The organism is Lysobacter koreensis (genome assembly GCF_042677045.1).
Classification (GTDB): Bacteria; Pseudomonadota; Gammaproteobacteria; order Xanthomonadales; family Xanthomonadaceae; genus Lysobacter_K; species Lysobacter_K koreensis.
Genome location: NZ_JBHTIH010000002.1, coordinates 262197 through 285853 on the forward strand (window position 1 = coordinate 262197; position 23657 = coordinate 285853).

General features: G+C 70.1%; 24 protein-coding genes. 9 read left to right on the top strand and 15 right to left on the bottom strand.

All coding sequences use genetic code 11. From position 1 onward, the window contains the following. Window positions 1-102: 102 nt before the first annotated feature. Together ACFQZQ_RS01390 and dcd are read left to right on the top strand one after the other, a co-directional pair. On the top strand, window positions 103-1476 hold the full coding sequence (locus ACFQZQ_RS01390) for a S8 family serine peptidase (protein WP_386810899.1): 1374 nt from the start codon (window positions 103-105) through the stop codon (window positions 1474-1476). Between the two features lie 137 nt (window positions 1477-1613). Then, window positions 1614-2183 (top strand): dCTP deaminase, encoded by a 570-nt coding sequence (dcd, locus tag ACFQZQ_RS01395; protein ID WP_386810900.1) that lies wholly within the window; start codon window positions 1614-1616, stop codon window positions 2181-2183. Between the two features lie 188 nt (window positions 2184-2371). Here dcd and ACFQZQ_RS01400 read toward each other — a convergent pair whose 3' ends face one another. Genes ACFQZQ_RS01400 through ACFQZQ_RS01440 form a run of 9 tightly spaced genes read right to left on the bottom strand, consistent with a single transcriptional unit; the run spans window position 2372 to window position 8576 of the window. Next, window positions 2372-2695, bottom strand: coding sequence for a hypothetical protein (locus ACFQZQ_RS01400; RefSeq protein WP_386810901.1), 324 nt, complete (start codon window positions 2693-2695; stop codon window positions 2372-2374). A gap of 18 nt (window positions 2696-2713) precedes the next feature. Then, window positions 2714-3397 (bottom strand): pyroglutamyl-peptidase I, encoded by a 684-nt coding sequence (pcp, locus tag ACFQZQ_RS01405; RefSeq protein ID WP_386810902.1) that lies wholly within the window; start codon window positions 3395-3397, stop codon window positions 2714-2716. Then, window positions 3394-4347, bottom strand: coding sequence for a DUF979 domain-containing protein (locus tag ACFQZQ_RS01410; RefSeq protein ID WP_386810903.1), 954 nt, complete (start codon window positions 4345-4347; stop codon window positions 3394-3396). Before ACFQZQ_RS01410 ends, pcp begins: the two co-directional genes overlap by 4 nt. Continuing rightward, entirely contained in the window at window positions 4344-5057 is a 714-nt protein-coding gene (locus ACFQZQ_RS01415) for a DUF969 domain-containing protein (RefSeq protein ID WP_386810904.1), read from the bottom strand. Before ACFQZQ_RS01415 ends, ACFQZQ_RS01410 begins: the two co-directional genes overlap by 4 nt. Next, window positions 5054-5824 (bottom strand): 5-oxoprolinase subunit PxpA, encoded by a 771-nt coding sequence (locus ACFQZQ_RS01420; RefSeq protein WP_386810905.1) that lies wholly within the window; start codon window positions 5822-5824, stop codon window positions 5054-5056. The genes ACFQZQ_RS01415 and ACFQZQ_RS01420 overlap by 4 nt, the downstream gene beginning before the upstream one ends. A 10-nt stretch (window positions 5825-5834) precedes the next feature. Further along, a complete protein-coding gene (locus tag ACFQZQ_RS01425) occupies window positions 5835-6785 on the bottom strand; it encodes a 5-oxoprolinase subunit C family protein (RefSeq protein ID WP_386810906.1) in 951 nt (316 codons plus the stop codon). Then, window positions 6782-7492, bottom strand: coding sequence for a 5-oxoprolinase subunit PxpB (gene pxpB, locus ACFQZQ_RS01430; RefSeq protein WP_386810907.1), 711 nt, complete (start codon window positions 7490-7492; stop codon window positions 6782-6784). Before pxpB ends, ACFQZQ_RS01425 begins: the two co-directional genes overlap by 4 nt. Further along, window positions 7489-7917: an HIT domain-containing protein gene (locus tag ACFQZQ_RS01435; protein WP_386810908.1), complete on the bottom strand. Its 429-nt coding sequence runs from the start codon at window positions 7915-7917 to the stop codon at window positions 7489-7491. The genes pxpB and ACFQZQ_RS01435 overlap by 4 nt, the downstream gene beginning before the upstream one ends. After that, entirely contained in the window at window positions 7914-8576 is a 663-nt protein-coding gene (locus tag ACFQZQ_RS01440; RefSeq protein WP_386810909.1) for a dienelactone hydrolase family protein, read from the bottom strand. Before ACFQZQ_RS01440 ends, ACFQZQ_RS01435 begins: the two co-directional genes overlap by 4 nt. Before the next feature lie 129 nt (window positions 8577-8705). On the opposite strand from ACFQZQ_RS01440, the gene rimO reads away from it, so the two are divergent. Further along, a complete protein-coding gene (rimO, locus tag ACFQZQ_RS01445) occupies window positions 8706-10028 on the top strand; it encodes a 30S ribosomal protein S12 methylthiotransferase RimO (protein WP_386810910.1) in 1323 nt (440 codons plus the stop codon). A 569-nt stretch (window positions 10029-10597) separates the two neighbouring features. Here rimO and ACFQZQ_RS01450 read toward each other — a convergent pair. The 4 genes from ACFQZQ_RS01450 to ACFQZQ_RS01465 all read right to left on the bottom strand — a co-directional run bounded on the left by ACFQZQ_RS01450 (window position 10598) and on the right by ACFQZQ_RS01465 (window position 13980). Beyond that, a complete protein-coding gene (locus ACFQZQ_RS01450) occupies window positions 10598-11266 on the bottom strand; it encodes a GNAT family N-acetyltransferase (protein WP_386810911.1) in 669 nt (222 codons plus the stop codon). A gap of 10 nt (window positions 11267-11276) precedes the next feature. Next, window positions 11277-11780 (bottom strand): transcription elongation factor GreB, encoded by a 504-nt coding sequence (gene greB / locus ACFQZQ_RS01455; protein ID WP_386810912.1) that lies wholly within the window; start codon window positions 11778-11780, stop codon window positions 11277-11279. A 161-nt stretch (window positions 11781-11941) separates the two neighbouring features. After that, the gene (locus ACFQZQ_RS01460; RefSeq protein ID WP_386810913.1) at window positions 11942-12379 is read right to left on the bottom strand and encodes a copper resistance protein NlpE N-terminal domain-containing protein; all 438 of its coding nucleotides are present in this window, start codon (window positions 12377-12379) and stop codon (window positions 11942-11944) included. Between the two features lie 62 nt (window positions 12380-12441). Further along, window positions 12442-13980, bottom strand: coding sequence for a helicase HerA-like domain-containing protein (locus tag ACFQZQ_RS01465; protein ID WP_386810914.1), 1539 nt, complete (start codon window positions 13978-13980; stop codon window positions 12442-12444). Window positions 13981-14272: 292 nt separating this feature from the next. Between ACFQZQ_RS01465 and ACFQZQ_RS01470 the strand changes: the two genes are divergently transcribed. After that, on the top strand, window positions 14273-15814 hold the full coding sequence (locus ACFQZQ_RS01470) for a transglycosylase SLT domain-containing protein (protein WP_386810915.1): 1542 nt from the start codon (window positions 14273-14275) through the stop codon (window positions 15812-15814). A gap of 130 nt (window positions 15815-15944) precedes the next feature. Here the strand turns inward: ACFQZQ_RS01470 and asd are convergent, their stop codons facing one another. Both asd and ACFQZQ_RS01480 read right to left on the bottom strand, forming a co-directional pair. Further along, a complete protein-coding gene (asd, locus tag ACFQZQ_RS01475; protein ID WP_386810916.1) occupies window positions 15945-16820 on the bottom strand; it encodes an archaetidylserine decarboxylase in 876 nt (291 codons plus the stop codon). Further along, entirely contained in the window at window positions 16817-17464 is a 648-nt protein-coding gene (locus tag ACFQZQ_RS01480) for an SCO family protein (RefSeq protein WP_386810917.1), read from the bottom strand. The genes asd and ACFQZQ_RS01480 overlap by 4 nt, the downstream gene beginning before the upstream one ends. Before the next feature lie 77 nt (window positions 17465-17541). Between ACFQZQ_RS01480 and prmB the strand changes: the two genes are divergently transcribed. The 5 genes from prmB to truA all read left to right on the top strand — a co-directional run bounded on the left by prmB (window position 17542) and on the right by truA (window position 23643). Beyond that, window positions 17542-18504 (top strand): 50S ribosomal protein L3 N(5)-glutamine methyltransferase, encoded by a 963-nt coding sequence (prmB, locus tag ACFQZQ_RS01485; RefSeq protein ID WP_386810918.1) that lies wholly within the window; start codon window positions 17542-17544, stop codon window positions 18502-18504. 8 nt (window positions 18505-18512) lie between these two features. Next, window positions 18513-19649, top strand: coding sequence for a chorismate synthase (gene aroC, locus ACFQZQ_RS01490; protein WP_386810919.1), 1137 nt, complete (start codon window positions 18513-18515; stop codon window positions 19647-19649). A gap of 149 nt (window positions 19650-19798) precedes the next feature. Further along, entirely contained in the window at window positions 19799-20815 is a 1017-nt protein-coding gene (locus tag ACFQZQ_RS01495; protein ID WP_386810920.1) for an aspartate-semialdehyde dehydrogenase, read from the top strand. A 65-nt stretch (window positions 20816-20880) separates the two neighbouring features. After that, window positions 20881-22809, top strand: coding sequence for a FimV/HubP family polar landmark protein (locus ACFQZQ_RS01500; protein ID WP_386810921.1), 1929 nt, complete (start codon window positions 20881-20883; stop codon window positions 22807-22809). A gap of 33 nt (window positions 22810-22842) precedes the next feature. Beyond that, entirely contained in the window at window positions 22843-23643 is an 801-nt protein-coding gene (truA, locus tag ACFQZQ_RS01505; RefSeq protein ID WP_386811626.1) for a tRNA pseudouridine(38-40) synthase TruA, read from the top strand. The last annotated feature ends 14 nt before the right edge of the window (window positions 23644-23657 follow it).

Below are 23657 nucleotides of genomic sequence, written 5' to 3' on the forward strand. Positions count from 1 at the left end.
ACCTGCTGCGTCGCAGCATGCAATCACCTGATTGCGACAACTAGATTCGATGGGCGCGGCCGACCGGCCGCGTTTCCATGTTCTCGTTGAGGGCAATTCCTGATGAAGCACCCCATCCGTACCGCGGCGCTCGCCGGCGCCGTCATCGCCACCCTGGGTCTGTCGTCCGCCGCGTTCGCCGGTGGCCGTCCCGACCTCGTGCTCGCGGGCCTCAAGGCCGGTCGCGCGCACGTCGGTGGCGAGCTTCTGGTGAAGTACCGCGACGGCTCCAGCGCCGCGCAGCAGACCGCAGTACGCCATGGATTGGGCGCGGAAAAACTCGACACGGTGCGCCGCGGCAACGCCCAGCGCGGTGAACTGGCGCTGCTGCGCCTGCCGGCCGGCCGCGACCTGGCCGCCACGATCAGCGCGCTGAGCCAGCAGTCGATCGTCGAGTACGCCGAGCCGAACTGGACCTACCAGCACCAGGCCACGTCCAACGACACCTATTACACCAACGGTTCGCTGTGGGGCATGTACGGCGACGCCAGCAGCCCGGCCAACCAGTACGGTTCGCAGGCAGCCGAGGCATGGGCCGGTGGCCACACCGATTGCAGCAACGTCGTCGTCGGCGTGATCGACGAGGGGATCTACTTCGGCCACGAAGACCTGGCGGCCAACATCTGGACCAACCCGTACGACCCGGCCGATGGCGTCGACAACGACGGCAACGGCTACGTCGACGACGTGCGCGGCTGGGACTTCGACGGCGGCAGCAACAACATCAACTCCGGCGGCGCCAACGACGACCACGGCACCCACGTCTCGGGCACGATCGCCGGCGTCGGCGGCAACGGCAAGGGCGTGGCCGGCGTGTGCTGGAGCGGCGTCAAGCTGATCAGCGGCAAGTTCCTCGGCCGCCGCGGCGGCACCACCGCCAACGCGATCGCCGCGGTCGACTACTTCAACGACCTCAAGACCCGCCACGGCGTGAACATCGTCGCGACCAACAACTCGTGGGGCGGCGGTGGCTTCTCGCAAGGCCTGTCCGACGCGATCGGTCGCGCCAACACCGCCGGCATCCTGTTCATCGCCGCAGCGGGCAACAGCGCCTACGACAACGACGTGACCGCGAGCTATCCGTCGAACTACCCGCAGGCCAACGTCATCGCGGTGGCCTCGACCACCAGCGCCGGCGGCCTGTCGAGCTTCTCGCAGTGGGGCAAGGTCACCGTGGACATCGGTGCACCCGGTTCGGGCATCTGGTCGACGGTGCCGAAGAGCTCGAAGGGCAGCCTGATTTCGGGTTACGCCAGTTACAACGGCACCTCGATGGCGACCCCGCACGTGACCGGCGCCGCGGCGCTGTACGCGTCATCGCACCCGGGAGCCACGGCGGCCGACATCAAGGCGGCGATCTTGAACTCCGCCGTGCCGACCCCGTCGCTGCAGAACAAGGTCGTGACCGGCGGTCGCCTCAACGCCAGCGGCTTCTGAGCCACGCAGCGGTTGCAGTACGGAAGGCCCGGCATTGCCGGGCCTTCTCTTTTGCGGTTGGGCGCGCCCGGCCGGTGCCCGGGTGTCGGACGAGCGGCTAGAATCGCCGCTTCCGTTTGCTGGGACGACCCCGCCACATGAGCATCAAATCCGACCGCTGGATCCGCACCATGGCGCAGGAGCACGGCATGATCGAGCCGTTCGAGCCGGGCCAGGTCAAGCATGCGGCCGACGGCCAGCGCATCGTCAGCTACGGCACCTCGAGCTACGGCTACGACGTGCGCTGCTCGCGCGAGTTCAAGATTTTCACCAACATCAACTCGACGATCGTCGACCCCAAGCACTTCGATCCGGGCAGCTTCGTCGACGTCGACAACGACGTGTGCATCATCCCGCCGAACTCGTTCGCGCTGGCGCGCACGGTCGAGTACTTCCGCATCCCGCGCGACACGCTGGTGGTGTGCCTGGGCAAGAGCACCTACGCGCGCTGCGGGATCATCGTCAACGTGACGCCGCTGGAGCCGGAATGGGAAGGCCACGTCACCCTGGAGTTCAGCAACACCACGCCGCTGCCGGCGCGCATCTACGCCAATGAGGGCGTGGCGCAGATGCTGTTCTTCCAGTCCGACGAAGTCTGCGAGACCTCGTACAAGGACCGCGGCGGGAAGTACCAGGGGCAGACGGGCGTGACGTTGCCGCGGACTTGATGTTTTTTCCTTCTCCCGCCGGGAGAAGGTGCCCCTGGCCTCGATTGAAGCCGGGGCGGATGAGGGTACGGCGGAGCAGCGATGCTCCAACCTGGCACCGAAGGTAACGCGTTCGCGCGCTAGCTCTGCAGAGCGGCGCTTCGCCGAACCCTCACCCCAACCCTCTCCCGACGGGAGAGGGAGCTACATCACGGCCTCTGGTACGTCACAAAGAAGCCCTGCAGGTCGCCGTTCTCGATGTACGGCTCGACCGTCAGCACCCGGTAGCCGCGCGCGGCGAACGACTGGTGTGCGCGGTTGAGCGCATTGGCCGCGCCCTGGTTGCGGAAGCCCCAGCTCACGTCGACCCAGATCGACACCGACTGCATGCCGGCGCGCTCGGCTTCCAGCGCCGCGTCTTCCGGCTTCTTCTCGAACAGGCCGGCCTGCGCGGGCGCGGCGGGCAGCAGGGTGGCCAACGCGACGGCGCAAACCAGCGCGGTGGGCAGAAAGGCGGACAGCGGCTTGCGCATGGGGAGCTCCTGGGGGATTCAGTGTTCGGCGCCGGCGGCGATGCGCAGGTCGGTGGCGTGGGTCAGCGCGCTGCGCAAGGCGATACGCAGGCCGGCGCTGACGGTGTCGATCGGCAGGCTCGCCGCGCCGGGATGATAAGCGGCCTGCGCCGGCGAAAACGGAACGTGGATGAAACCGCCGCGCACCCCGGAGCGGTGCAGGGCGTGCATCAGCCCGTAGAACACGTGGTTGCAGACATAGGTGCCCGCGGTCTGCGAGACCTCGGCGGGAATCCCCGCGGCGCGCAGGTCGGCGAGCATGGCCTTGATCGGCAGGTCGCTGAAGTAGGCCGCGGGGCCGTCGGCCGCGATGGGTTCGTCGATCGGACGCGCGCCGGCGTTGTCGGCGATGCGCGCGTCGTCGATGTTGATCGCGACGCGTTCCAGCGACAGTTGCGCGCGGCCGCCGGCCTGGCCGACGCACAGCACCAGTGCCGGCTGCAGTTCGGCGATCGCCTGGCGCAGGGCGACCAGCGAGGTGCCGAACTCGCATGGCAGGCAGCACGTGGCGACCCGGTGCGAGGCGATGCGTTCCCCATGCAGTGCACGCACGGCGTCCCAGCTCGGGTTGCTGGTTTCGCCGCCGAACGGCTCGAAGCCGGCCAGCAGCACGCCGGGCAGGCGCGGCTTGGGCGAGCTTGCCCTGGGCGAGCGCGCGGTCATCGGAACACGATCCAGTACATCAGCAACACGTTGCATGCGAGCAGCAGCGCGCCGGTCGGCCATTGCGCGCGGATCACGCCGTACGGGTCCTTGAGTTCGAGCAGCGCGGCCGGCACCAGGTTGAAGTTCGCCGCCATCGGCGTCATCAGCGTGCCGCAGTAGCCCGACAGCATGCCGATCGCGGCCAGCGACGCGGGTTCGGCCCCGTGCTGCTGCACCAGCAGCGGCAAAGCGATGCCGGCGGTCATCACCGGAAACGCGGCGAAGGCGTTGCCCATGATGATCGTGAACAGCGCCATCCCCAGCGCGTAGGCGGCGACGACCACGAACGCGTTGTCGACCGGGATCAGCGAGCGCACCACGCCCGACACCGCCTGGCCGACGCCGGCGGCCTCGAACACGCTGCCCAGCGTCGCCAGCAGCAACGGGAGCAGCGCTGCCCAGCCGATCGCATCGACCAGCCGGCGCGATTGCTCGACCGCGCTCCACGGGGTCTGCCGGGTCAGCCGGCACGCGGCGGCGAGCGCGACCACGCAGGCGATCGCCAGCGACACCAGGGTGACGTTGGCCGGATCCAGCAGCGGCGGGCCACCGAGCGACACGCGCTTGAGGCCGAGCGCGCCGACCAGGGTCACCGCCGGGATCAGCAGCGCCGGCCAGAACAGGCGGTTGCCCAGGCGCCGGGCTTCGGCATGTTTTTCCTCGGCATCGCTCTGCGCGTAGCGCCCCATGCGTAGGCCGCCGAGGCCGGCCAGCAACGCCAGCAGCACCACGATCGCGCCGACCAGCTTTGTCGGCAGGTGTTCGGCGACGAACAGCGTCGGCGCCAGCAAGCCCCAGAACAGCGCGGTGGTGTGCCGGCGCGGGTTGCCAAGGTCGCGCCAGCCGCGCCACGCCAGGGCCGCCAGGTAGGCGCCGAGCAGCCAGTAGACGTAGGTCAGGCTGATCATGGTTTCGGCGTGCCGGACGCGGCGTCGTCCACGGTGCCCGCCGCCACGCGACGCGCGAGCTGGCGCTCGAAACGCAGCACGCGGAAGGCATGGATCCCAAACGCGCAGATCGCGGTCGGGATGCCCCACAGCGCGATCTGCAGTGGCTCCAGCACGATGCCGTTCTCGCTCATGAAGCCCTGGATCAGCAGCACCGCGCCGAACGCGATGAAGATGTCCTCGCCGAAGAACAGGCCGACGTTGTCGGTGCCGGCGGCCATCGCGCGGATCCGCTCGCGTTCGTCCTCGGGCAGCTCGCCGTGGCGGGTCTGGGCCGCGCCCTCGGCCATCGGCGCCAGCAATGGCCGTACCGTCTGCGGGTGGCCGCCCAGGCTGGTCAGGCCGAGCGCGGCCGCGAACTGGCGCATCAGCAGGTAGGCGATCAGCAGCCGGCCCATCGTCGCCCCGCGCAGGCGCGCGACCCAGGCCTGCGCGTGCTCCTTCAGGCCGTGGCGTTCGAGCAGGCCGATCACCGGCAGGGTCAGCAGGAACAGCAGCAGGTAGCGCTTCTCGGTGAATGCGGTGCCGAGCACTTCGAGCACGTCCAGCGGCGTGAGCCCGGCGGCGAAACCGGTGACGAATCCGGCGGCGACCACCACCATCGCCGGGTTGAGGCGCAGCACGAAGCCGAGCACGACCGCGGCGACGCCGAGCAGGGGCCAGTAGTTCATGCAGGCGCTCCGATGGGGAGGATGTGGATGGCGTCGGCCTGCAGCGCGGCGCGCAGCGCGCGTGCGAACGCGGCAGCATCGGCACGGTCGCCGTGCAGGCAGAGGGTGTCGGCGCGCAGCCGCAACGTGCTGCCGTCGTGCGCGGTCAGGCTGTTTGAGGTCGCCAGTTGCCGCGCCTGCGCGATCGCATCGTCCAGCGTCTCCAGCACCGCGCCGGGCGTGCCGCGCGCCAGCAATTGGCCGTCGCTGCCGTAGCCGCGCTCGGCGAACACCTCGTGTGCGACCTGCAGCCCCGCCGCGCTGCCGGCCGCGGTGAGCTGCGAGCCGGACAGGCCGAACAGCACCAGCGACGGATCGAACCGGGCGACCGCCGCCGCGATTGCATCGGCGACGTCGCGCTCGCGCGCGGCCAGGTTGTAGAGCGCGCCGTGCGGTTTCACGTGCACCAGCGGCACGCCTTCGTCGCGTGCGATGGCGGCCAGGCGCGTGAGCTGCGCGCCGAGAAGCGCGCCGATGTCGTCGCGCGACAGCGCGGTTTCGCGGCGCCCGAAGTGCGCGCGGTCCGCGTAGCCCGGGTGCGCGCCGGCGGCGACCCCGTGCACGCGGCACAGCCGCAAGGTCGCGCGCATGCTGGCGTCGTCGCCGGCATGGGCGCCGCAGGCGATGCTCGCGGAACTGATGAACGGAATGATCGCGGCATCGTCGCCGCAGCCTTCGCCGAGGTCGCAGTTGAAGTCGATGCGGCGGATGGGCACGGAAGCATTCATTGCAGGAGATTCATGTAAACCGCTCCTCGATCGCCAGTTCGATTCTGGCCAGCCGTGCGCGCCAAGAGCAAGCCGCGCGGGCCGCGGTTTCGGCATCGCAGGCCTGGAAACGCAGGGCGTCGCCGGGTCGCAGTTGCGCGAGCCGCGGCAGGTCGGCGGCGATCACGTGGCCCAGCCGCGGGTAGCCGCCGACGGTCTGCGCGTCGGCCAGCAGCACGATCGGTTGCCCGTCCGCCGGTAGCTGGATCGTGCCTGGCGCGACCGCCGCGGAAATGCCGTCGCCGGCCAGCGCGTCGAGTGCATCGCCTTCCAGCCGCAGGCCTTGCCGGTTGCTGCGCGCGCCCACGCGCCAGCGACGCTCGGCGAGCGCGGTTGCTGCGTGGGACGCGGGCCGGTAGCGGATCGGCGCATCACGGGCCACGTCGAAGTCGGGGTCGATCCACCAGCCCGGAATGCGTGGTGCGCTGCAGTCCAAGGCCGGGGCCGCGCCGAGCGGCAGCGCATCGCCGCGCTGCAGCGCACGGCCTTCGACCCCGCCGAAGCCGCCGCGCAGGTCGGTGCTGCGGCTGCCCAGCACCGGCGCGACGTCGATTCCGCCGGCGATCGCGAGCCAAGCACGGGCGCCGCCCGCCAACGCGCCCACGTGCAGGATGCCGCGCGGCAGGTCGACCGGGCGTCCGCTTGGAATCGGAATCGGTTCGCCAGCCGCGGGTTCGAACCGCGCCGCCACGACCGCGCCGCACAGCGCGACGCGCAGCGGCTGCACCAGTTCCAGGCTCGGGCCCTGCAAGGTCATTTCCAGCACCGCGGCGGCCGCGGCATTGCCGACCAGGCGGTTGGCGAGCATCGCCAGGCGCGGATCCAGCGCCCCGGCGCGGGCCACGCCGAGGTGGCGCCAGCCTTCGCGGCCCAGGTCCTGGACCGTGGTCTGCGGGCCCGGCGCAAGCACGCGCAGGCTCATGCGCCGTGCTCCGACAGGCGCATGAACTCGGCCTCGTCGATCGCCCGGAAGCGCACGCGGTCACCGGGGGCCAACAGCGCCGGGGCCGCGCGCAACGGATCGAACAGCCGCAGTGGCGTGCGCCCGAGCAGGCGCCAGCCGCCGGGGCTTTCGCGCGGGTAGATGCCCGTCTGCGCGCCGCCTATCGCGACGCTGCCGGCGGCCACCCGCGTGCGCGGCGTCGCCAGCCGCGGCAGCGCCAGGGCCGGGTCGAGCCCGGACAGGTACGGGAACCCCGGTGCGAAGCCGATCATCGCCACCGTGTAGGTCGCCGCGGCGTGACGCTGCACGAGGGCGTCGGACGGGATTCCCAGTTCGCCGGCCGCGTCGAGCAGGTCGGGACCGAACGCGCCGCCGTAGGCGACCGGGATTTCGATCGTGCGTCCGGCGGCGACCGCGGCATCGGCGCGGCTGTCCGAGGCGTAGAGTCCTTGCAGCACGGCGTCGCGCACCGCGTCGGGGTCGATCAGGTCCGGGTCGAAGAACACGCCGAGGCTGGTGTAGGCCGGCACCAGGTCGCGCAGCCACGGCGGGCGCGCTGCGCGCAGCCGTGCCGCCAGCGCATGCACGCGCGCGTTCGTGGTGTCATCGATTGTGCTGCCCAGCTGCACCAGCCAGGCGTCGTCCGCGAGTGGCTCAATAGCAGCCGGCGGCACGTGGCCGCTCACGTCGCCAGGACAGCCTGCAGGCGCTGGATGCGGCGTACCAGTTCGTCGGGCGAGTACGGCAACGCGGTGGCCATGCCCCAGACCGGGCGCGGCCAGGCGATGTCGTCCTGGAAGCGCGCGATCACGTGCACGTGCAGTTGCGGCACCAGGTTGCCGAGCGCGGCGACGTTGAGCTTGAACGGCTTGAACGCCGCCTGCAGCGCGCGACTCGTGGTGGCGACCTCGCGGGTCAGCTGCGCCTGCTGGTCCTCGTCCAGGTCGACCAGTTCGACCGCGCCATCCACGCGCGGCACCAGGATCAGCCACGGGTGGTTGGCATCGTCCATCAGCCGCAGCTCGCACAGCGCGAACTGGGCGAGCGGATGGGTGTCCTGCGCCAGCTGCGGGTGCAGGTGCCAGCCGGTCTTGGGCACGTGCGTGCTCATTGCAAAGCCTCGGCGAGGAAGTCGGTGGTGCGCCGCCAGGCGAGGGCGGCGGCGGCGGGCGCGAAGTCGGCGCGCTGGTCGCAGTTGAAGCCGTGGCCGGCGTCGTAGAGGTGGATCGTGGCGTCCGGGTGCTTTGCGCGGTGTGCGGCGATCGCCTCGGGCGGAATGCTGGCGTCGCGCTGGCCGAAATGGAACAGCATCGGCGCGCGCAGCGGTTCGTCGAGGAACGGCACGGTGCGTGCGCCGTAGTAGCTGACCGCCGGCAAGCCGAGCCGGGTGTTGGCGAGGAACGCGAGGCTGCCGCCCCAGCAGAACCCGACCGCGCCGGTGCGCAGGCCTTCGGACTGGAACACCTTGGCCGCTGCGCCGACCAGGAAGGTGGCGCGCTCGAAGCCCAGTTCAGCGACCAGTTCGCGGCCGCGGGCGATGCCGGCGGCGTCGTAGCCCAGTTCGACCCCGCGCTCGACCGGATCGAACAGGGCCGGGGCCACTGCCTCGAACCCGGCCGCGGCGAACCGCTCGGTGACGCCGCGGATGTGCGCGTTGACCCCGAAGATCTCCTGGATCACCACCACCGCGCCCCGCGACGGCCCGGCGGGATCGGCGCGCCAGCCGCGGATCGGGCCGTGTGCGGTATCGATATCGATCCAATGGCTCATCGCGGCTCCGTTCAGGTTGAAGGCGGGTTCAGCTTGGGGACCTGAATACCGGAGTTGATTCTAGCCCCGCGGCTATAATTCGCGCCCCTCCGGCGGCGCCGGCGGGTTTCTTCTTTCACGGTCGCATTCATGTCCCTTGCCAACCCCAAAGTCGGCTTCGTCAGCCTCGGCTGCCCGAAGGCGCTGGTCGATTCCGAGCGCATCCTCACCCAGCTGCGCGTGGAGGGCTACGACATCGTGCAGACGTACGACGCTGCCGACGTGGTGGTGGTCAACACCTGCGGCTTCATCGATTCGGCGGTGACCGAATCGCTGGACGCGATCGGCGAGGCCATCGCCGAGAACGGCAAGGTCATCGTCACCGGCTGCCTCGGCAAAAAGCCCGAGCAGATCCGCGCCGCGCACCCGGACGTGCTGTCGATCAGCGGCCCGCAGGACTACGGCAGCGTGATGAGCGCGGTGCACGCGGCGCTGCCGCCGCGCCACGACCCGTTCGTGAACCTGTTGCCCGACTACGGCCTCAAGCTGACGCCGAAGCACTACGCCTACCTGAAGATTTCCGAAGGCTGCAACCACCGCTGCAGCTTCTGCATCATCCCGTCGATGCGCGGCGACCTGGTGTCGCGCCCGGTCGACGAGGTGCTGCGCGAGGCCGAGAAGCTCGCGATGGGTGGGGTCAAGGAACTGCTGGTGATCTCGCAGGACACCTCGGCCTACGGCGTCGACGTGAAGTACGCCGAGCGCGAATGGCGCGGCAAGGCGTACCAGACGCGCATGAAGGCGTTGTGCGAAGGCCTGGGCGAGCTGGGCCTGTGGACGCGCCTGCACTACGTCTACCCGTACCCGCACGTCGACGACATCATCCCATTGATGGCGGACGGCAAGATCCTGCCGTACCTCGATATCCCCTTCCAGCACGCCAGCCCGCGCGTGCTCAAGCTGATGAAGCGGCCCGGCGCGGTCGACAAGACGCTGGAGCGCATCGCGCGCTGGCGCGGCATCGCCCCGGACATCACGATCCGCAGCACCTTCATCGTCGGTTTCCCGGGCGAGACCGAGGCCGAGTTCGAGGAACTGCTCGACTTCCTCGACGAGGCGCAGCTGGACCGCGTCGGCGCGTTCGCCTATTCACCGGTCGATGGCGCCCAGGCCAACGCGCTGCCCGACCCGGTGCCGGACGAGGTCAAACAGGAGCGGCTGGCACGCTTCATGGAGCGCCAGGCCGAGATCTCCACCGCCAAGCTCGAAGCCAAGGTCGGCACGGTGCAGCGCTGCCTGGTCGACGCGCTCGACGGCGAGCTGGCGATCGCGCGTTCGATGGCCGATGCGCCGGAAATCGACGGCCTCGTTCAGATCCAGGACGGCGCCGAGGCTGGCCTCAAGCCCGGCGACTTCGCGTCAGTAAGGATCATGGGCAGCGACGAGCACGACCTCTACGGCGAGGTCGCCTGACCGACGCGAACGCCCGTCGCGGGAGGTCGCATGAAATGGGCGGTGGCGTGGTGCCTGGTGCTGGCGCCGATGGTGGACGCCGGCGCGCGCGAACCGACGAGCACGCTCAGCGACGCTGACCTGCTCGCCTACCTGGGCAACCTGCAGGTCGAAGCGCGTCTCGACGCCGACGTGACCGGCGATGGCCGCACCGACACGGTCTACGTGGCGGGCGACCAAAACTCGCGCGTGCTCGGCGTGATCGCCGCTGGCGAGCGCGACGTGCCGATCGGTCGTCGCGTGATCGGCGAGGCGGCGCTGGACCTGCCGGCGCAACTGCCGGTCACGCTGGCGTTCAAAAGCGGCGTGCTCAGCGTCGACGACCTGACCGGCACCGACACCGCGACCCTCGCGCACTACCGCTACCAATACGACAACTCTCAGCAGCGCATGCGCCTGTTCAACCTGGTGTGCGAGCAGTACAGCCCGACGCTGCGGCACGACAGCAGCCGGATCAGCTGGGACTTCGGCCGCGGCGAACTGCTGGTCGAGCACGGCGACGTGGTCAAGCTCGACACCGGCGAGGAGGTCTACGTGTACGCGCCCCCCGAACGCCTGTCGCGCCCGGTCGTGCCGGTGTACATGGAACAAGCGCCCAACCCGACGCGGTTGCTGGATGTCGAGCGCAGCGCGCGCTCGGTGACCGCGGCCGACCAGCGCGGACAGTCCGCGCAATCGCCTTGATCGGGTCCCGCCGCGCGCGGGCACTGCCCGCCGGCGTGGTCTGCTGCTAGCCACTGCATCGGCAGCGACGGGATGTCGTTGTCGCCAGTGGCTTGCCCGTGGCGGTGGAAACCCAGCTTCTTGTAAGCCGGCACCGCGCCGCGCGCGGCGTTGACCGTGACCATGCCGACGCCTTCGGCCAGCAGCACGGTGCGCGCCTGCGCCCACAACCGTCGCGCCAAGCCTCGCCCTTGCCAGTCGTCGGCGACGAACAGGTGGTACAGGTGGTGCGGCGGGCGCAGCACGAGTATCGCGACCAGCGCATGGACCTCGGCATCGATGGCCACCCAGGCGCGATGGTCGCCGCGCAGGCGTGTGCCGGTCGCGGCCGCGTCCATCGATGCGAGCAGCCGGGCGGCACCGGCGGCGCTGCAATCCGGAACGATGTGGCGCAGCGCCAGCCGCGAGGTCAGGGCGCTTATCGCCGCTGCGTCGTCGCTCGTCGCCCGCCGTATCTGGATCCGCGCCTGCGCCATCAACGGGCGCTCAGTCGGTGTAGCGCACATCGACGATCACGAAGCGCTGCGGGCCGCCGGGCAGGGTGGCTTCGAACTCGTCGTCGAGGCGCTTCTTCAGCATGGCCCGCGCCAGCGGCGAATCGATGCTGATCCAGCCCAGCCTGGCGTCGGTCTCGTCGGGGCCGACGATGCGGTAGCGCTGGCTGTCGCCGCTGGCGAGGTTCTCGACCTCGATGCGCGCGCCGAAGTACACCGCCTCCGGGTCGGTCGGCGCGGTCTCGACCACGCGCAGTGCCGGCAGCCGCTTGCTGAGGTAGCGCACGCGCCGGTCGATCTCGCCCAGCTGCTTCTTGCGGTAGGTGTATTCGGCGTTCTCGGAGCGGTCACCCTCGGCGGCGGCAGCGGCGAGCGCCTTGACCACCTCCGGGCGGCGCACCCGCCACAACTCCTCGAGCTCGGCCTTCAGGCGGGCGTGGCCCTCGCGCGTGATCAACGCGGTGCTGTGTTCTGCGGGCGGGCGCCAACGGCTCATGCGCGGATTCGGAAGGAATGGAAGGGACTTATGCCAAACGCCGCGGCAGCGATCAAGGCGCGATCCCGCGTCGCCGCGTCGATCAAGCCTGGCATGGCAGGCACAAAAAAAAGTGGCCCGGGTCGCGGGCCACTTTCCGGTACTGCGATGCGCCGGTCGGCTTACTTTGCCGCGGCGTCGCGCTTCAGGCTGGGGCCGCTGGCGGCCGGCTGGCCGTCCTTGCCGAGCAGGCGGATCTCGTCGTTGCCGACGATCTCGTACAGGCGGTCTTCCTCGCTCTTGCTGTTCGGGTCCAGGCGCACGCGCTTGCCGTTTTCCTCGGCGGTCCAGGTGCCGTCGCCCTTCTTCTCGCCCTGGTGGGTCTCGGCGATCTGGTAGCTGCCGTCGGCGGCCAGCATCAGCTTGGTGTCGGCGCCGCTGAAGGAGCCGGCGAACGCTTTCTGGCTGAACTCGATTGGGGCGTCGGCGACCGCGGGCGCGGCAACCTCGGCCGGCGCGGGGGCAGCGGCGGGGGCCGCGGGTTCGGCCGGGGGCTGCGGCTTGCAGCCGGCGATGGCGAGGGTGGCGAGGCAGGCGAGGGCGAGCAGTTTCAACTTCATCCGTAAAGACTCCGGTAGGTGGGAAACACGTTGGGGGGACATATTCGCGAGAAGCAGCGAGTCTAGCGGCGACCGCCGAAGATGCCGCCGAGCACGCCGCGCAGGATCTGCCGGCCGATCTGGCTGCCGACCGTGCGCGCGGCCTGCTTGGCCATGGTCTCGACCATGCCCTGGCGGCGCTTGGTGCCGAACACGGCGTCCTTGACCGATTGGCCGATGCCGCCTGGTTCGGCGTCGTCCTGTTCTCGCGTCTTGGCCGGCGGCGCTTTGGCTTGTTCGGCCACGGTTTCAACCTTCTTGGCGAGCATTTCGGACGCGGACTCGCGATCGACCGTGGCGTCGTACTTGGCGCCGACCGGGCTGCCGGCACGCACCTGCGCGCGTTCGGCTTCGGTGATCGCGCCCATGCGGCAGCGCGGCGGCGCGATCAAGGTGCGCTCCACCGGCATCGGCACGCCCTTGTCCTGGAGCGTCGAGACCAGCGCCTCGCCGGTGCCCAGCTTGGAGATGGCTTCGGCCACGTCCAGCGCCGGGTTGGCGACGAAGGTCTCCGCCGCGACCCGAACTGCCTTCTGGTCGCGCGGCGTGAACGCGCGCAACGCGTGCTGCACGCGGTTGCCGAGTTGGCCGAGGATGTCGTCGGGCACGTCGTCGGGGAACTGCGAGCAGAAGTACACGCCCACGCCCTTGGAACGGATGATCCGCACCACCTGCTCGACGCGTTGCTGCAGCGCCGGCGGTGCGTCCTCGAACAGCAGGTGCGCCTCGTCGAACACGAACACCAGCTTGGGCTTGTCGAGGTCGCCCACTTCCGGCAGCGTCTCGAACAGCTCCGAGAGCAGCCACAACAAGAAACTGGAATACAGCCGCGGCTTCAGGATCAGGGTCTCGGCGGCGAGGATGTTGATCACGCCGCGGCCATTCGTGGTGGTGCGCATGATGTCGGCCAACTCGAGCGCCGGCTCGCCGAAGAACACGTCGCCGCCCTCCGATTCCAGCCGCAGCAGCGCGCGCTGGATCGCGCCGATCGACGGCGTGCTGACCAGCCCGTACGCGGTCGAGATGGTCTTGCGCTCCTCGCCGACCAGGGCGAGCAGGGCGCGCAGGTCCTTCAGATCAAGCAGCAGCAGGCCGCGGTCATCGGCGAGCTTGAACACGATGTCGAGCACGCCGGCTTGGGTGTCGTTCAACTCGAGGATGCGCGACAGCAGGGTCGGACCGATCTCGCTGACCGTGGTGCGCACCGGGTGGCCGAGCTTGCCGAACAGGTCCCAGAACACCGCCGGACTGCCTTCGTGGGTGTAGTCGTCGATGCCGATCTCGGCGATGCGCGCCTGCAGCTTCTCGTTGGGCGTGCCGGCTACGGCCAACCCGGCGACGTCGCCCTTCACGTCGGCCATGAACACCGGTACGCCGATTCGCGAGAAGCCCTCGGCCAGCGTCATCAGCGTCACGGTCTTGCCGGTGCCGGTGGCGCCGGCGACCAGGCCGTGGCGATTACCGAGCTTGGCCTGCAGGAACACCTTGCCCTGCGTCTCGGGCAGCGCCCCGGGCGTGGTGACCGCCTTGCCGAGGAGGATCGCGAGCGCGTTCGGGTCCATGTCTGCATCCGTCGATAGGTGTGGCCGATTCTATGCGGGGAAGCGCGCGAACGTCTGTCGCGTGCTCCGCCGCTCCAGCACGCGCCATCACATGCGGTCGCGAGCGCAGTGGGGGCAACTGTCGTGTGGGGCGCCAGGCGTACGGCAAGTCCTTCGCTGCGCTCGGGATGACGCGAAAGTGAAATTCGCCAGATGAACGCCACGCCACCTGCCGGCCGCGACTGCGCGTGACGGCTTGCCCCTTTTTGCGCGACGGGGCTACCCTGCAGCTCCCCCGTCGTCGTTGCCTTCCATGTCCCGATCCGCTCGTTTTCCCGGAGCTTTCGCCCCGCTGGCCCTGCTGCTGTTGCTGATCGCGCCGTTGGATGCCAACGCGCTCTCGCGTCGCGATCAGGCTGCGGTCGACGCGTTGAACCAGCGCATGGCGAGCGCGGAGGGCAAGTATCGCGAGGCGATGGTGCAGGTCCGCAATGCCGACCCCGACGGCCAGCGCCAGGCCGATTCGGCGCTGGAGGACATGGAGGACGTCATCGCCGCCTGCGGCAAGCAGCGCGGCTGCTCGGTCGCGACGCAGTTGGCGGCGTTCAAGCGGCTGCTCAAAGCCGATGCCGATGCGCAAGGCGGTGACGACGGAGACACCACCCTGGTGGCCGAGCCGATCGATGCGGCCAGCGACGTGCCGGCCGCTGCCGGTGCCGCCGCGTTGCTGAGCCCCGACGGCCAGCGTTTCGTGAAGATGGTGCAGTACAACCCGGCGGTGCAGGCCGGCATCCGCCGCTGGCTGACCGACATGCGCGTGGCGTTGATCCAGAGCCACGAGAACTACCAGTACATGCGCCACTTGATGTCGCCGGCGTTCCAGCGCAACGGCCTGCCCGAGGCGTTGCTGTTCGGGATCATGGCCAAGGAATCCAACGGCAAGGTGCACGTCGGCTCGCGTGCCGGCGCGGTCGGGCCGATGCAGTTCATGCCCGCGACCGGTCGCCGCTTCGGCCTGGGGCCGGACGGTACCGGCTTCGACACCCGCTACGACCCGCGCGCCTCGGCCGATGCGGCGGCGAGTTACCTCAACGAACGCTTCGCCTCGCTCAACAACAACATCGAGATGTCGCTGGCGGCCTACAACGGTGGCGAGGGCCGCGCCGCGCGCGTGTTCCGCGACAGCGGCGGCCGCAATTTCTGGGATGCCGACGTCTACAGCCAGTTCCCGCCGGAAACCCGCGACTACGTGCCGATGGTGATCGCTGCGGCGTGGCTGTACCTGCACCCGAAGGAGTACGGCCTGAGCTTCCCGCGCGTCGACGCGCGCCCGGCGACGCTGCGCCTGACGAAGCCGTCGTCGATCTACCAGCTGACCATCTGCATGGGCAACGGTGGCACCCGCGACGGCTACATGCGCGTGCTGCGCAACCTCAATCCTCGCTACGAGGCCGACAGCTTCCTGCCGGCCGGCACCGCGCTCAACGTCACCACCAAGATGACCGGCCTGTACAACCGCTGGTGCACGCAGGGGCCGCGCGCCGAGCTGGCGCGCACGCTGGTGCTCAGCGACCCGCAGTCGGCGATAGTGCGGATGGGGCCGGTCGAGACGGTGGAGCCGCCGGTGTCGACATTCGTGCCGGCCGCCGGTGCCGTCACCACCACCGTGGCGACCGGCAAGCCCGCGCCACTGTCCACGCGCGACTACCAGGTGCAGGGCGGCGAGACCCTGACCTCGATCGCGCAGAAGTTCGAGTGCGACATGGGCGTGCTGGCCAAGGCCAATGGCATCGCCGCGCCGCGCTTCACCATCCAGCCGGGGCAGCAGCTCAAGTTGGCGGGCTGCCGCAACTAGGCTTGCCAAGGCGGATGGGTTGGGCGGTGCGCGACCCATCCCGCCCAACAATTCCTCACTATCCGGAAGGCAGGTTAAAACCCGCCCTACGACGGCCGGATTGCAGGGCGGGTTTCAACCCGCCGACGCGTCAGCCGATCCGCGTCGCCAGCCGCTCGCCCAGCCTCACCGCCACCTGCGCCGACAGCGCCGGTGCCAGCTCCGCCACGCCGCGCGGCAGCAGCACGATCACGGTCGAGCCGTAGTTGAAGCGCGCCATCTCGGCGAAGCGCTCGAGCACGATGTGCTCGCCGCGGTAGTCCTTGACCGTGACCGGGCCGCCGTAGGGCGGGATCTCGACGCCGCCCCACACCGTCTCCACGCCCGACACCAGCAGCGCGCCGACCATCACCACCGCCATCGGCCCGAAATCGGTGTCGAAGTGGCAGACCAGGCGCTCGTTGCGCGCGAACAGTTTCGACACCGTACCGACCGCGTCCGGGCCGACGCTGAAGAGGCGGCCGGGGACGTGCACGGTCTCGCGCAGGCGGCCGGTCCACGGCATGTGCACGCGGTGGTAGTCCTTCGGCGACAGGTAGACGGTGGCGTACACGCCGCCCTCGAAGGCGTGCGCGGCGGTTTCGTCGCCGAGCAGCTCGGCGGTGGTGAAGCCGTGGCCCTTGGCCTGGAAGATATGGCTGGCGTCCTCGTGCAGCACGCCCTCGTCGGCGCGGCCGATGTGCCCGCACTCGCTGATGCGGCCGTCGGCGGGCATCAGCAGGGCATTGGCGTCCGGCTCGGCAACGCGCGCGCCGGGCTTTAGGGCGCGGGTGAAGAACGCGTTGAAGCTCGGGTACGCGGTCGGGTCGGGCTGCTCGGCTTCGGACAGGTCGACGCCGAACTTGCGCGTCACCGTGTCGATCAGCCACTGCTTGGTGCGCGGATGGGTCGAGTAGGCGAGCTTGCGCGCCAGCGACGACATCGCCCGGTGCGGCAGCAGGTAGGTGAGGGTGGTGATCAGGCTCACGGGGTCGCCGCCTTGGTCAGGGAAATCAGGTCGGCGCCGATCGCCTTCGGATCGAACGGTGGCTGCACCACGCCCGACATGCGCCCTCGTGGATCCAGCAGCACCATCCCGGCGCTGTGGTCGAGCGTGTACTGGTCGGCCGGCACGCCCTCGGCGGCCGGCACCTTGGCGAACACCATGCTCAGCGAACGCGCGAACTGCTCCAGCGCCGGCACGTCGGCGGTGGCGGCCAGGGTGTCGCGGTGGAACGCGTGCGCGTACTCGCCGATCCGGTCCGGATTGTCGCGTTCCGGGTCGACCGACACGAACAGCAGCCGCGGCCGCGTCGACTCGGGGATCGCGGCCCACTGCTTTTGCGCCTGCGCCATCTGCGCCAGCGTGGTCGGGCAGACGTCGGGGCAATGGGTGAAGCCGAGGAACACCAGCGTCCAGTGGCCCTTGAGCTCGCCCGGGACCAGCGGCGTGCCATCGGACTGGCGCAGCGAGAACGCCGGCAGTTCGCGCGGCGGATCGAACAGCTGCACCGCCTGGGTCGCCGGCCACGCCGAGCCGCCGGCCTGGCCGAAGTAGTGCCGCGACGCCCACAGCCCGAGGGCGGCGGCCAACGCGGCGACAAGGATGATGGCGGTGGTGCGAGTGAGCATGACGATCCCGGGTTCGACGTGCGCGCATGATACCGGCCGCGCCTGCCGCAGGCCGTGGTGGCGGGGCGGCCCCTATAATGGCCGCCTTGCGCCGTGCTGGAACCGCCGTGTCTGCCGACTCCGTCATCTTCGAACAACTCACCATCGTCGACCTGATCCGCCATGGCGCCAGCCGCTTCGGCGCGGCCGGGTTGACCTTTGGCCACAGCTACGACAACGCCCTCGACGAGGCGACCCAGCTGGTGCTGCACGCGTTGCACATGCCGCACGATCTCAGCCCGGTGTACGGCGCCTCGCGCGTCACCAGCGACGAGAAGGCCCGCGTGCTGGCCCTGTTCGAGCGCCGCATCGCCGAGCGCATCCCGGCCGCGTACCTGACCGGCGAGGCGTGGTTCGCCGGCCTCAGCTTCAAGAGCGACCCCCGCGCGCTGGTGCCGCGTTCGCCGATCGCCGAGCTGATCGAGTCGGGCTTCGAGCCGTGGCTCGGCGGCCGCGAGGTCCACCGCGTGCTCGACCTGTGCACCGGCTCGGGCTGCATCGCGATCGCCACCGGTCACTACCACCCGGACTGGCAGGTAGATGGCGCCGACATCAACGACGACGCGCTGGCGCTGGCCGCCGAGAACAAGGCGCGCCTGCACGCGGACAACGTCACCCTGCGCAAGTCCGACCTGTTCGGCGGCCTGCAGGGCGAGGTCTACGACCTGATCGTGACCAATCCGCCGTACGTCACCAACGACGAGACCGATGCGCTTCCGCCCGAGTACGCGCACGAGCCCGACCTGGGCCTGCGCGCCGGTTTCGATGGCCTCGACCTGGCGCTGCGGATCCTGCGCGACGCGCCCGAGCACCTGAGCGAGGACGGCGTGCTGATCTGCGAGGTCGGCGAGGCCGAACAGGCGCTGGTCGCGCTGCTGCCGGAACTGCCGCTGGCCTGGGTCGAGTTCAAGGTCGGGCAGATGGGCATCTTCGTGGTCGAGCGTGCCGACCTGGTCGAGCACCACGACAAGATCCAGGCACTGGCCGACGCGCGCGGTTGATTGGATAGATGAACACCTTCGGACAGCTGTTCCGCGTCACCACCTTCGGCGAAAGCCACGGACCGGCGATCGGCTGTGTGGTTGACGGCTGCCCGCCGGGGATCGCGATCGCGCCGGAGGATTTCCGCCACGACCTCGACCGCCGCGCCACCGGCAAGAGCCGCCACACCTCGGCCCGCCACGAGGCCGACGAGGTCGAGATCCTCAGCGGCGTCTACGAAGGCGTCAGCACCGGTACCCCGATCGCGCTGCTGGTCCGCAACGTGGATGCGCGCAGCAAGGATTACGCACAGATCGCCGAGCAGTTCCGGCCGGGGCACGCCGACTACACCTACTGGCACAAGTACGGCATCCGCGACCCGCGCGGCGGCGGGCGCGCCAGCGCGCGCGAGACCACGATGCGCGTGGCCGCCGGCGTGATCGCCAAGAAGTGGCTGGCCGAAAAGCACGGCGTGCGCGTGCAGGGCTACCTGGCGCAGATCGGCGAAGTGGTGCCGCATGGCTACGACCTGTCGGTGGTCGAGGACAACCCGTTCTTCTGGCCCGACGCTGCGCAGGTACCCGCGCTGGAAAGCTACATGGACGCGTTGCGCAAGTCCGGAGATTCGGTCGGCGCGCGCGTCGACGTGGTCGCCGACGGCGTGCCGCCGGGCTGGGGCGAGCCGGTTTACGGCAAGCTGGATGGCGAGCTGGCCGCGGCGCTGATGAGCATCAATGCGGTCAAGGGCGTCGAGATCGGCGACGGCTTCGCGGTCGTCGCGCAGAAGGGCAGCGAGCACCGCGACCATATCGCGCCTGACGGCTTCGCCTCGAACCACGCCGGCGGCATCCTCGGCGGAATCAGTTCCGGCCAGCAGCTGCGCTGCTCGGTCGCGTTCAAGCCGACCTCGAGCCTGCGCCTGCCGGTCGACAGCCTCGACATCCACGGCAACACCGTTGAAGTGGTCACCACCGGCCGCCACGATCCGTGCGTCGGCATCCGCGCCACCCCGATCTGCGAGGCGATGGTGGCGCTGGTGTTGATCGACCAGGCGCTGCGCCATCGCGCGCAGTGCGGCGATGTCGGCACGGTGTCGCCGCGGGTGCCGTCCGTCGCGGTCGAAGCCGGCTCCGAACTCGAACCCCAGGCCGGCGGCAAACGATAGCGGCCAGCCGCGCGCCCGGGTTTGGGTTGGGCGAGACCGTTGCAGCTGCGTCGCACCATCGTTGCATCCGGCCCCTCATTCCCGCGGGGCGGGTTCGCGCACAATCGGGCGCTACCCGCCATTCGCTCCAGTCCAAGGACACGCAACATATGAGCAAGACCGTCACCGTAGCCATCGTCGGTGCCACCGGCGCCGTCGGCGAGACCCTGCTGAAAATCCTGGCCGAACGCCAGTTCCCGGTTGGCACCCTGCACGTATTGGCGAGCGAGCGTTCGGCCGGCGAGAAGCTCGAATACGGCGCCCGACAGCTGGTGGTGCAGGACCTGGCCACGTTCGACCCGACCGGGGTCGACATCGCGCTGTTCTCCGCCGGCGGCAGCATCTCGAAGGAGTACGCACCTAAGTTCGCCGCCGCCGGCGCGGTGGTGATCGACAACTCCTCGGTGTTCCGCGGCGACGACGACGTGCCGCTGGTGGTTGCCGAAGTGAACCCGGAGGCGGCACGCAACCGCCCGCGCGGGATCATCGCCAACCCCAATTGCTCGACCATGCAGCTGATGGTCGCGCTGGCGCCGATCCACCGCGCGGTCGGGATCGAACGCATCAACATTGCCACCTACCAGTCGGTGTCCGGCACCGGTCGCCGTGCGCTGGAGGAGCTCGGCAAGCAGACCGCCGGCATGCTCAACTTCCGCGAGGTCGAGCCGGAGGTGTATCCGGTGCAGATCGCGTTCAACGTGATTCCGCACGGCGGCGACTTCCTCGACAACGGCTACACCAGCGAGGAGATGAAGCTGGTCTGGGAGACCCGCAAGATCCTCGGCGACGACTCGATCGGGGTGAATGCGACCGTAGTCCGGGTGCCGGTGTTCTACGGCCACTCCGAGGCGGTGCACATCGAGACCCGCGAGAAGATCACCGCGGCGCAGGCACGCGCGCTGCTGGAGAAGGCGCCGGGTGTCGAGGTGGTCGACGAGCAGGTCGGCGGCGGCTACCCGACGCCGGTCACCCACGCCTCGGGCAACGACCCGGTGTACGTCGGCCGCATCCGCGAGGACATCTCGCATCCGCGCGGGCTGGACCTGTGGGTGGTGGCCGACAACATCCGCAAGGGCGCTGCCCTGAACGCGGTCCAGCTGGCCGAACTCGTGCTGCGCGAAGCCTGAACCGCGACGCCATTGGATTGCGCATGGGGCGCGGCGACCGCTAGAGTCGCCGTCAGGGGATTGTTATGGGATGGACTGTGAAGCACTGCACGCGGCATCCATCGTTGAAGATGGCGTTGGCAATCGCGCTGGCTCTGGCCAGCAGCACCGCGGCCGCGCTCGGCCTCGGGCAGATCGACGTGAAGTCGCGGTCCGGGCAGCCTTTGCTGGCCGAAATCCCGATCGTGTCCAACGACCCGGCCGAACTGGAGCAGCTGCAGGCGCGGCTGGCGTCGCCTGATACTTTCACCCGCGTCGGCCTGCAGCCGCCGCAGGGCATCGTCTCCGGGCTGCAATTCACGGTGGCGCTGGACAACTCAGGCAGTCCGGTGATCCGCGTCACCAGCGCCGAGCCGGTCACCCAGCCGCTGCTGACCTTCCTGGTCGAGGTCGACTGGGGGCAGGGGCGCCTGGTGCGCGAGTACTCGGCGCTGATCGATACCCCGCAGACCGTGTCGGCGCCGTCGCAGCCGGCGATCCAGGCGCCGGTGGTGGCCCCGCCGAACGTGATCGAACGGCCGGTCCAATCATTCCCGCCACCGTCCGCCAATGCCACGCCGATCGCCACCCAGCCGGCGCCGAGCCGCGCCCCGGACACCACGATCGGCGTGCCCCCGACCCCGGTGCCGGCAGCAACGCCGCAGGCGCCAGCGGCCGCACCCAGCAACGAATACGGCCCGGTCAAGCGCGGCGAATCGCTGTCGCAGGTCGCCGGCCGCCTCGACGTCGGCGGCGCCAGCCTTGACCAGACCATGGTCGCGCTGCTGCGCGCGAATCCGGACTCCTTTATCGGCGGCGATCTCAACCAGTTGAAGCAGGGCGCGGTGCTGCGCGTGCCCGACAGCGATGCGCTGACGGCGATCGACGCGGCACAGGCCAGCGAGATCGTGCGCGGCCAGGTCCGGCAATGGCGCGACGCGCGTCGTGCGGTGCCGCAGCCGGCGAGCGCCGCGAGCGCGGACTCGGCCAGCAGCAAGGCATCGACCATGGCAGGCAACGCCAGCGCGCCGCGCAGCGGCGGCGCGCGGCTCGAGATTGCTCCACCCGGCGCCAGCCGGGCGATGCGGGCAGGAACACAATCCGGTATCAACGCCGGCGGCGAGGGCAAGATGCTGCGACAGGAACTGCAAGAGACCAAGGAATCCCTGGCCGCACGTGACGCGGAGCTGCAGGAACTCAAGAGCCGGATCGCCGACCTGGAGAAGCTGCAGGCCGATCAGCAGCAGCTGATGGCACTGAAAGACAGCGAGCTGGCGGCCGCGCAACAGCGCCTGGCGACGTCGCAGGCGACGCCTGCGACGCCACCGCCCGCCACCGCGACCACGAACGATTCGACCCTGCCGTGGGTGTTCGGCGGCGCGGGACTGCTGCTGGTCATGCTGGTCGGCGGCTGGTGGATGCGCGGCCGCAGCAAGCCAAAGCCGGGTTTCCGGGTGCCCCACACCGCGCCGTCGCCGCTGGCGGCCGCCTTCCCGTCAGCGCCGGAACCGGCAGCCGACGGCGCGCGAATGGCAGCCCCGGCAACCCCGGCGGCAGTTGCGGTACCGGCGCTGACGGTGGTCCCTGCACCGAAGACGCCGCCCGCACCCGCGCCGGCCGCGAAGCCCGCGCCTGTATCTGCATCTGCATCTGCATCTGAGCCGGCGTCGGCAGCCGAGACCGACCCGTTGCCGTTCTGGGATCGTCGCGAACGCAGCCAGATGTCCGGTGGCCGCGTGGCCGCGCCCGCCGCCGCACCGGCCTGGCACACCGGCGGCGCAGCCCGCATGGATGCTCCGCCGGCCGCGCCGCTACCGGTCAGCGATGCCGCCGCTGCGGAGCGTCTCGAGCTGGCCCAGGCCTACCTCGACCTCGGCGACCGCGACAGTGCGCGCCAGCTGCTCAGCGAAGTGGCCGTCAACGGCGACCATGCCACCCGCCAGCAAGCGACGCGGATGCTGCGCGAACTGGAGTAGGCGGTGTTGGTCCCGCAACCGGCGGACGGCGAGGTGGTTCTTCGCCGCTACGCGCTGGGCATCGAGTACGACGGCAGCGGTTTTTCCGGCTGGCAGCGGCTCAGCAAGCCGGGAGAGCCCGATCTTCGCGGCGAACCGACGATCCAGGCCTCCCTCGAGGAAGCCCTGTCTTTCGTCGCCGGGCGCCCGACCGAGGTCGTCTGCGCCGGCCGCACCGACGCCGGCGTGCACGCGGCCGCGCAGGTCGTGCATTTCGATGGACCGGCGCAGCGCGACCCGCGCGGCTGGATGCTAGGCACCACCTCGCGGTTGCCCCCGGCGGTGTGCGTGCGCTGGTGCCTCCCGGTCGCGGCGGATTTCCATGCGCGCTTCTCAGCGCGTGCGCGCCGCTACCGCTACCGCATCCTCAACCGCACCGTGCGCCCGGCGCTGGAGCGGCAATATTTAAGCTGGGAGCGCAAGCCGCTCGACGCCGACGCGATGCACCGCGCCGCGCAGGCGTTGCTGGGCGAGCACGACTTCTCCGCGTTCCGCACCGTGCACTGCCAGGCGCCGCACGCCCGCCGCGACCTGCAGCACATCAGCGTGCGCCGCGACGGCGACGTGGTCGCGATCGAGGTCCAGGCGAACGCCTTCCTGCACCACATGGTCCGCAACATCGTCGGCAGCCTGCTGCCGGTCGGGCGCGGCGAGCAGCACGAGGGCTGGGTCGGCGAGCTGCTCGCCGGCCGCGACCGCACGGTCGCCGGGCCGACCGCACCATCGGCCGGGCTGGTGTTCCTTGGCCCACGCTACCCCGCACAATGGCAGCTTCCCGCCGAGGTCACGCTGTGACCGCCGACGCCGAC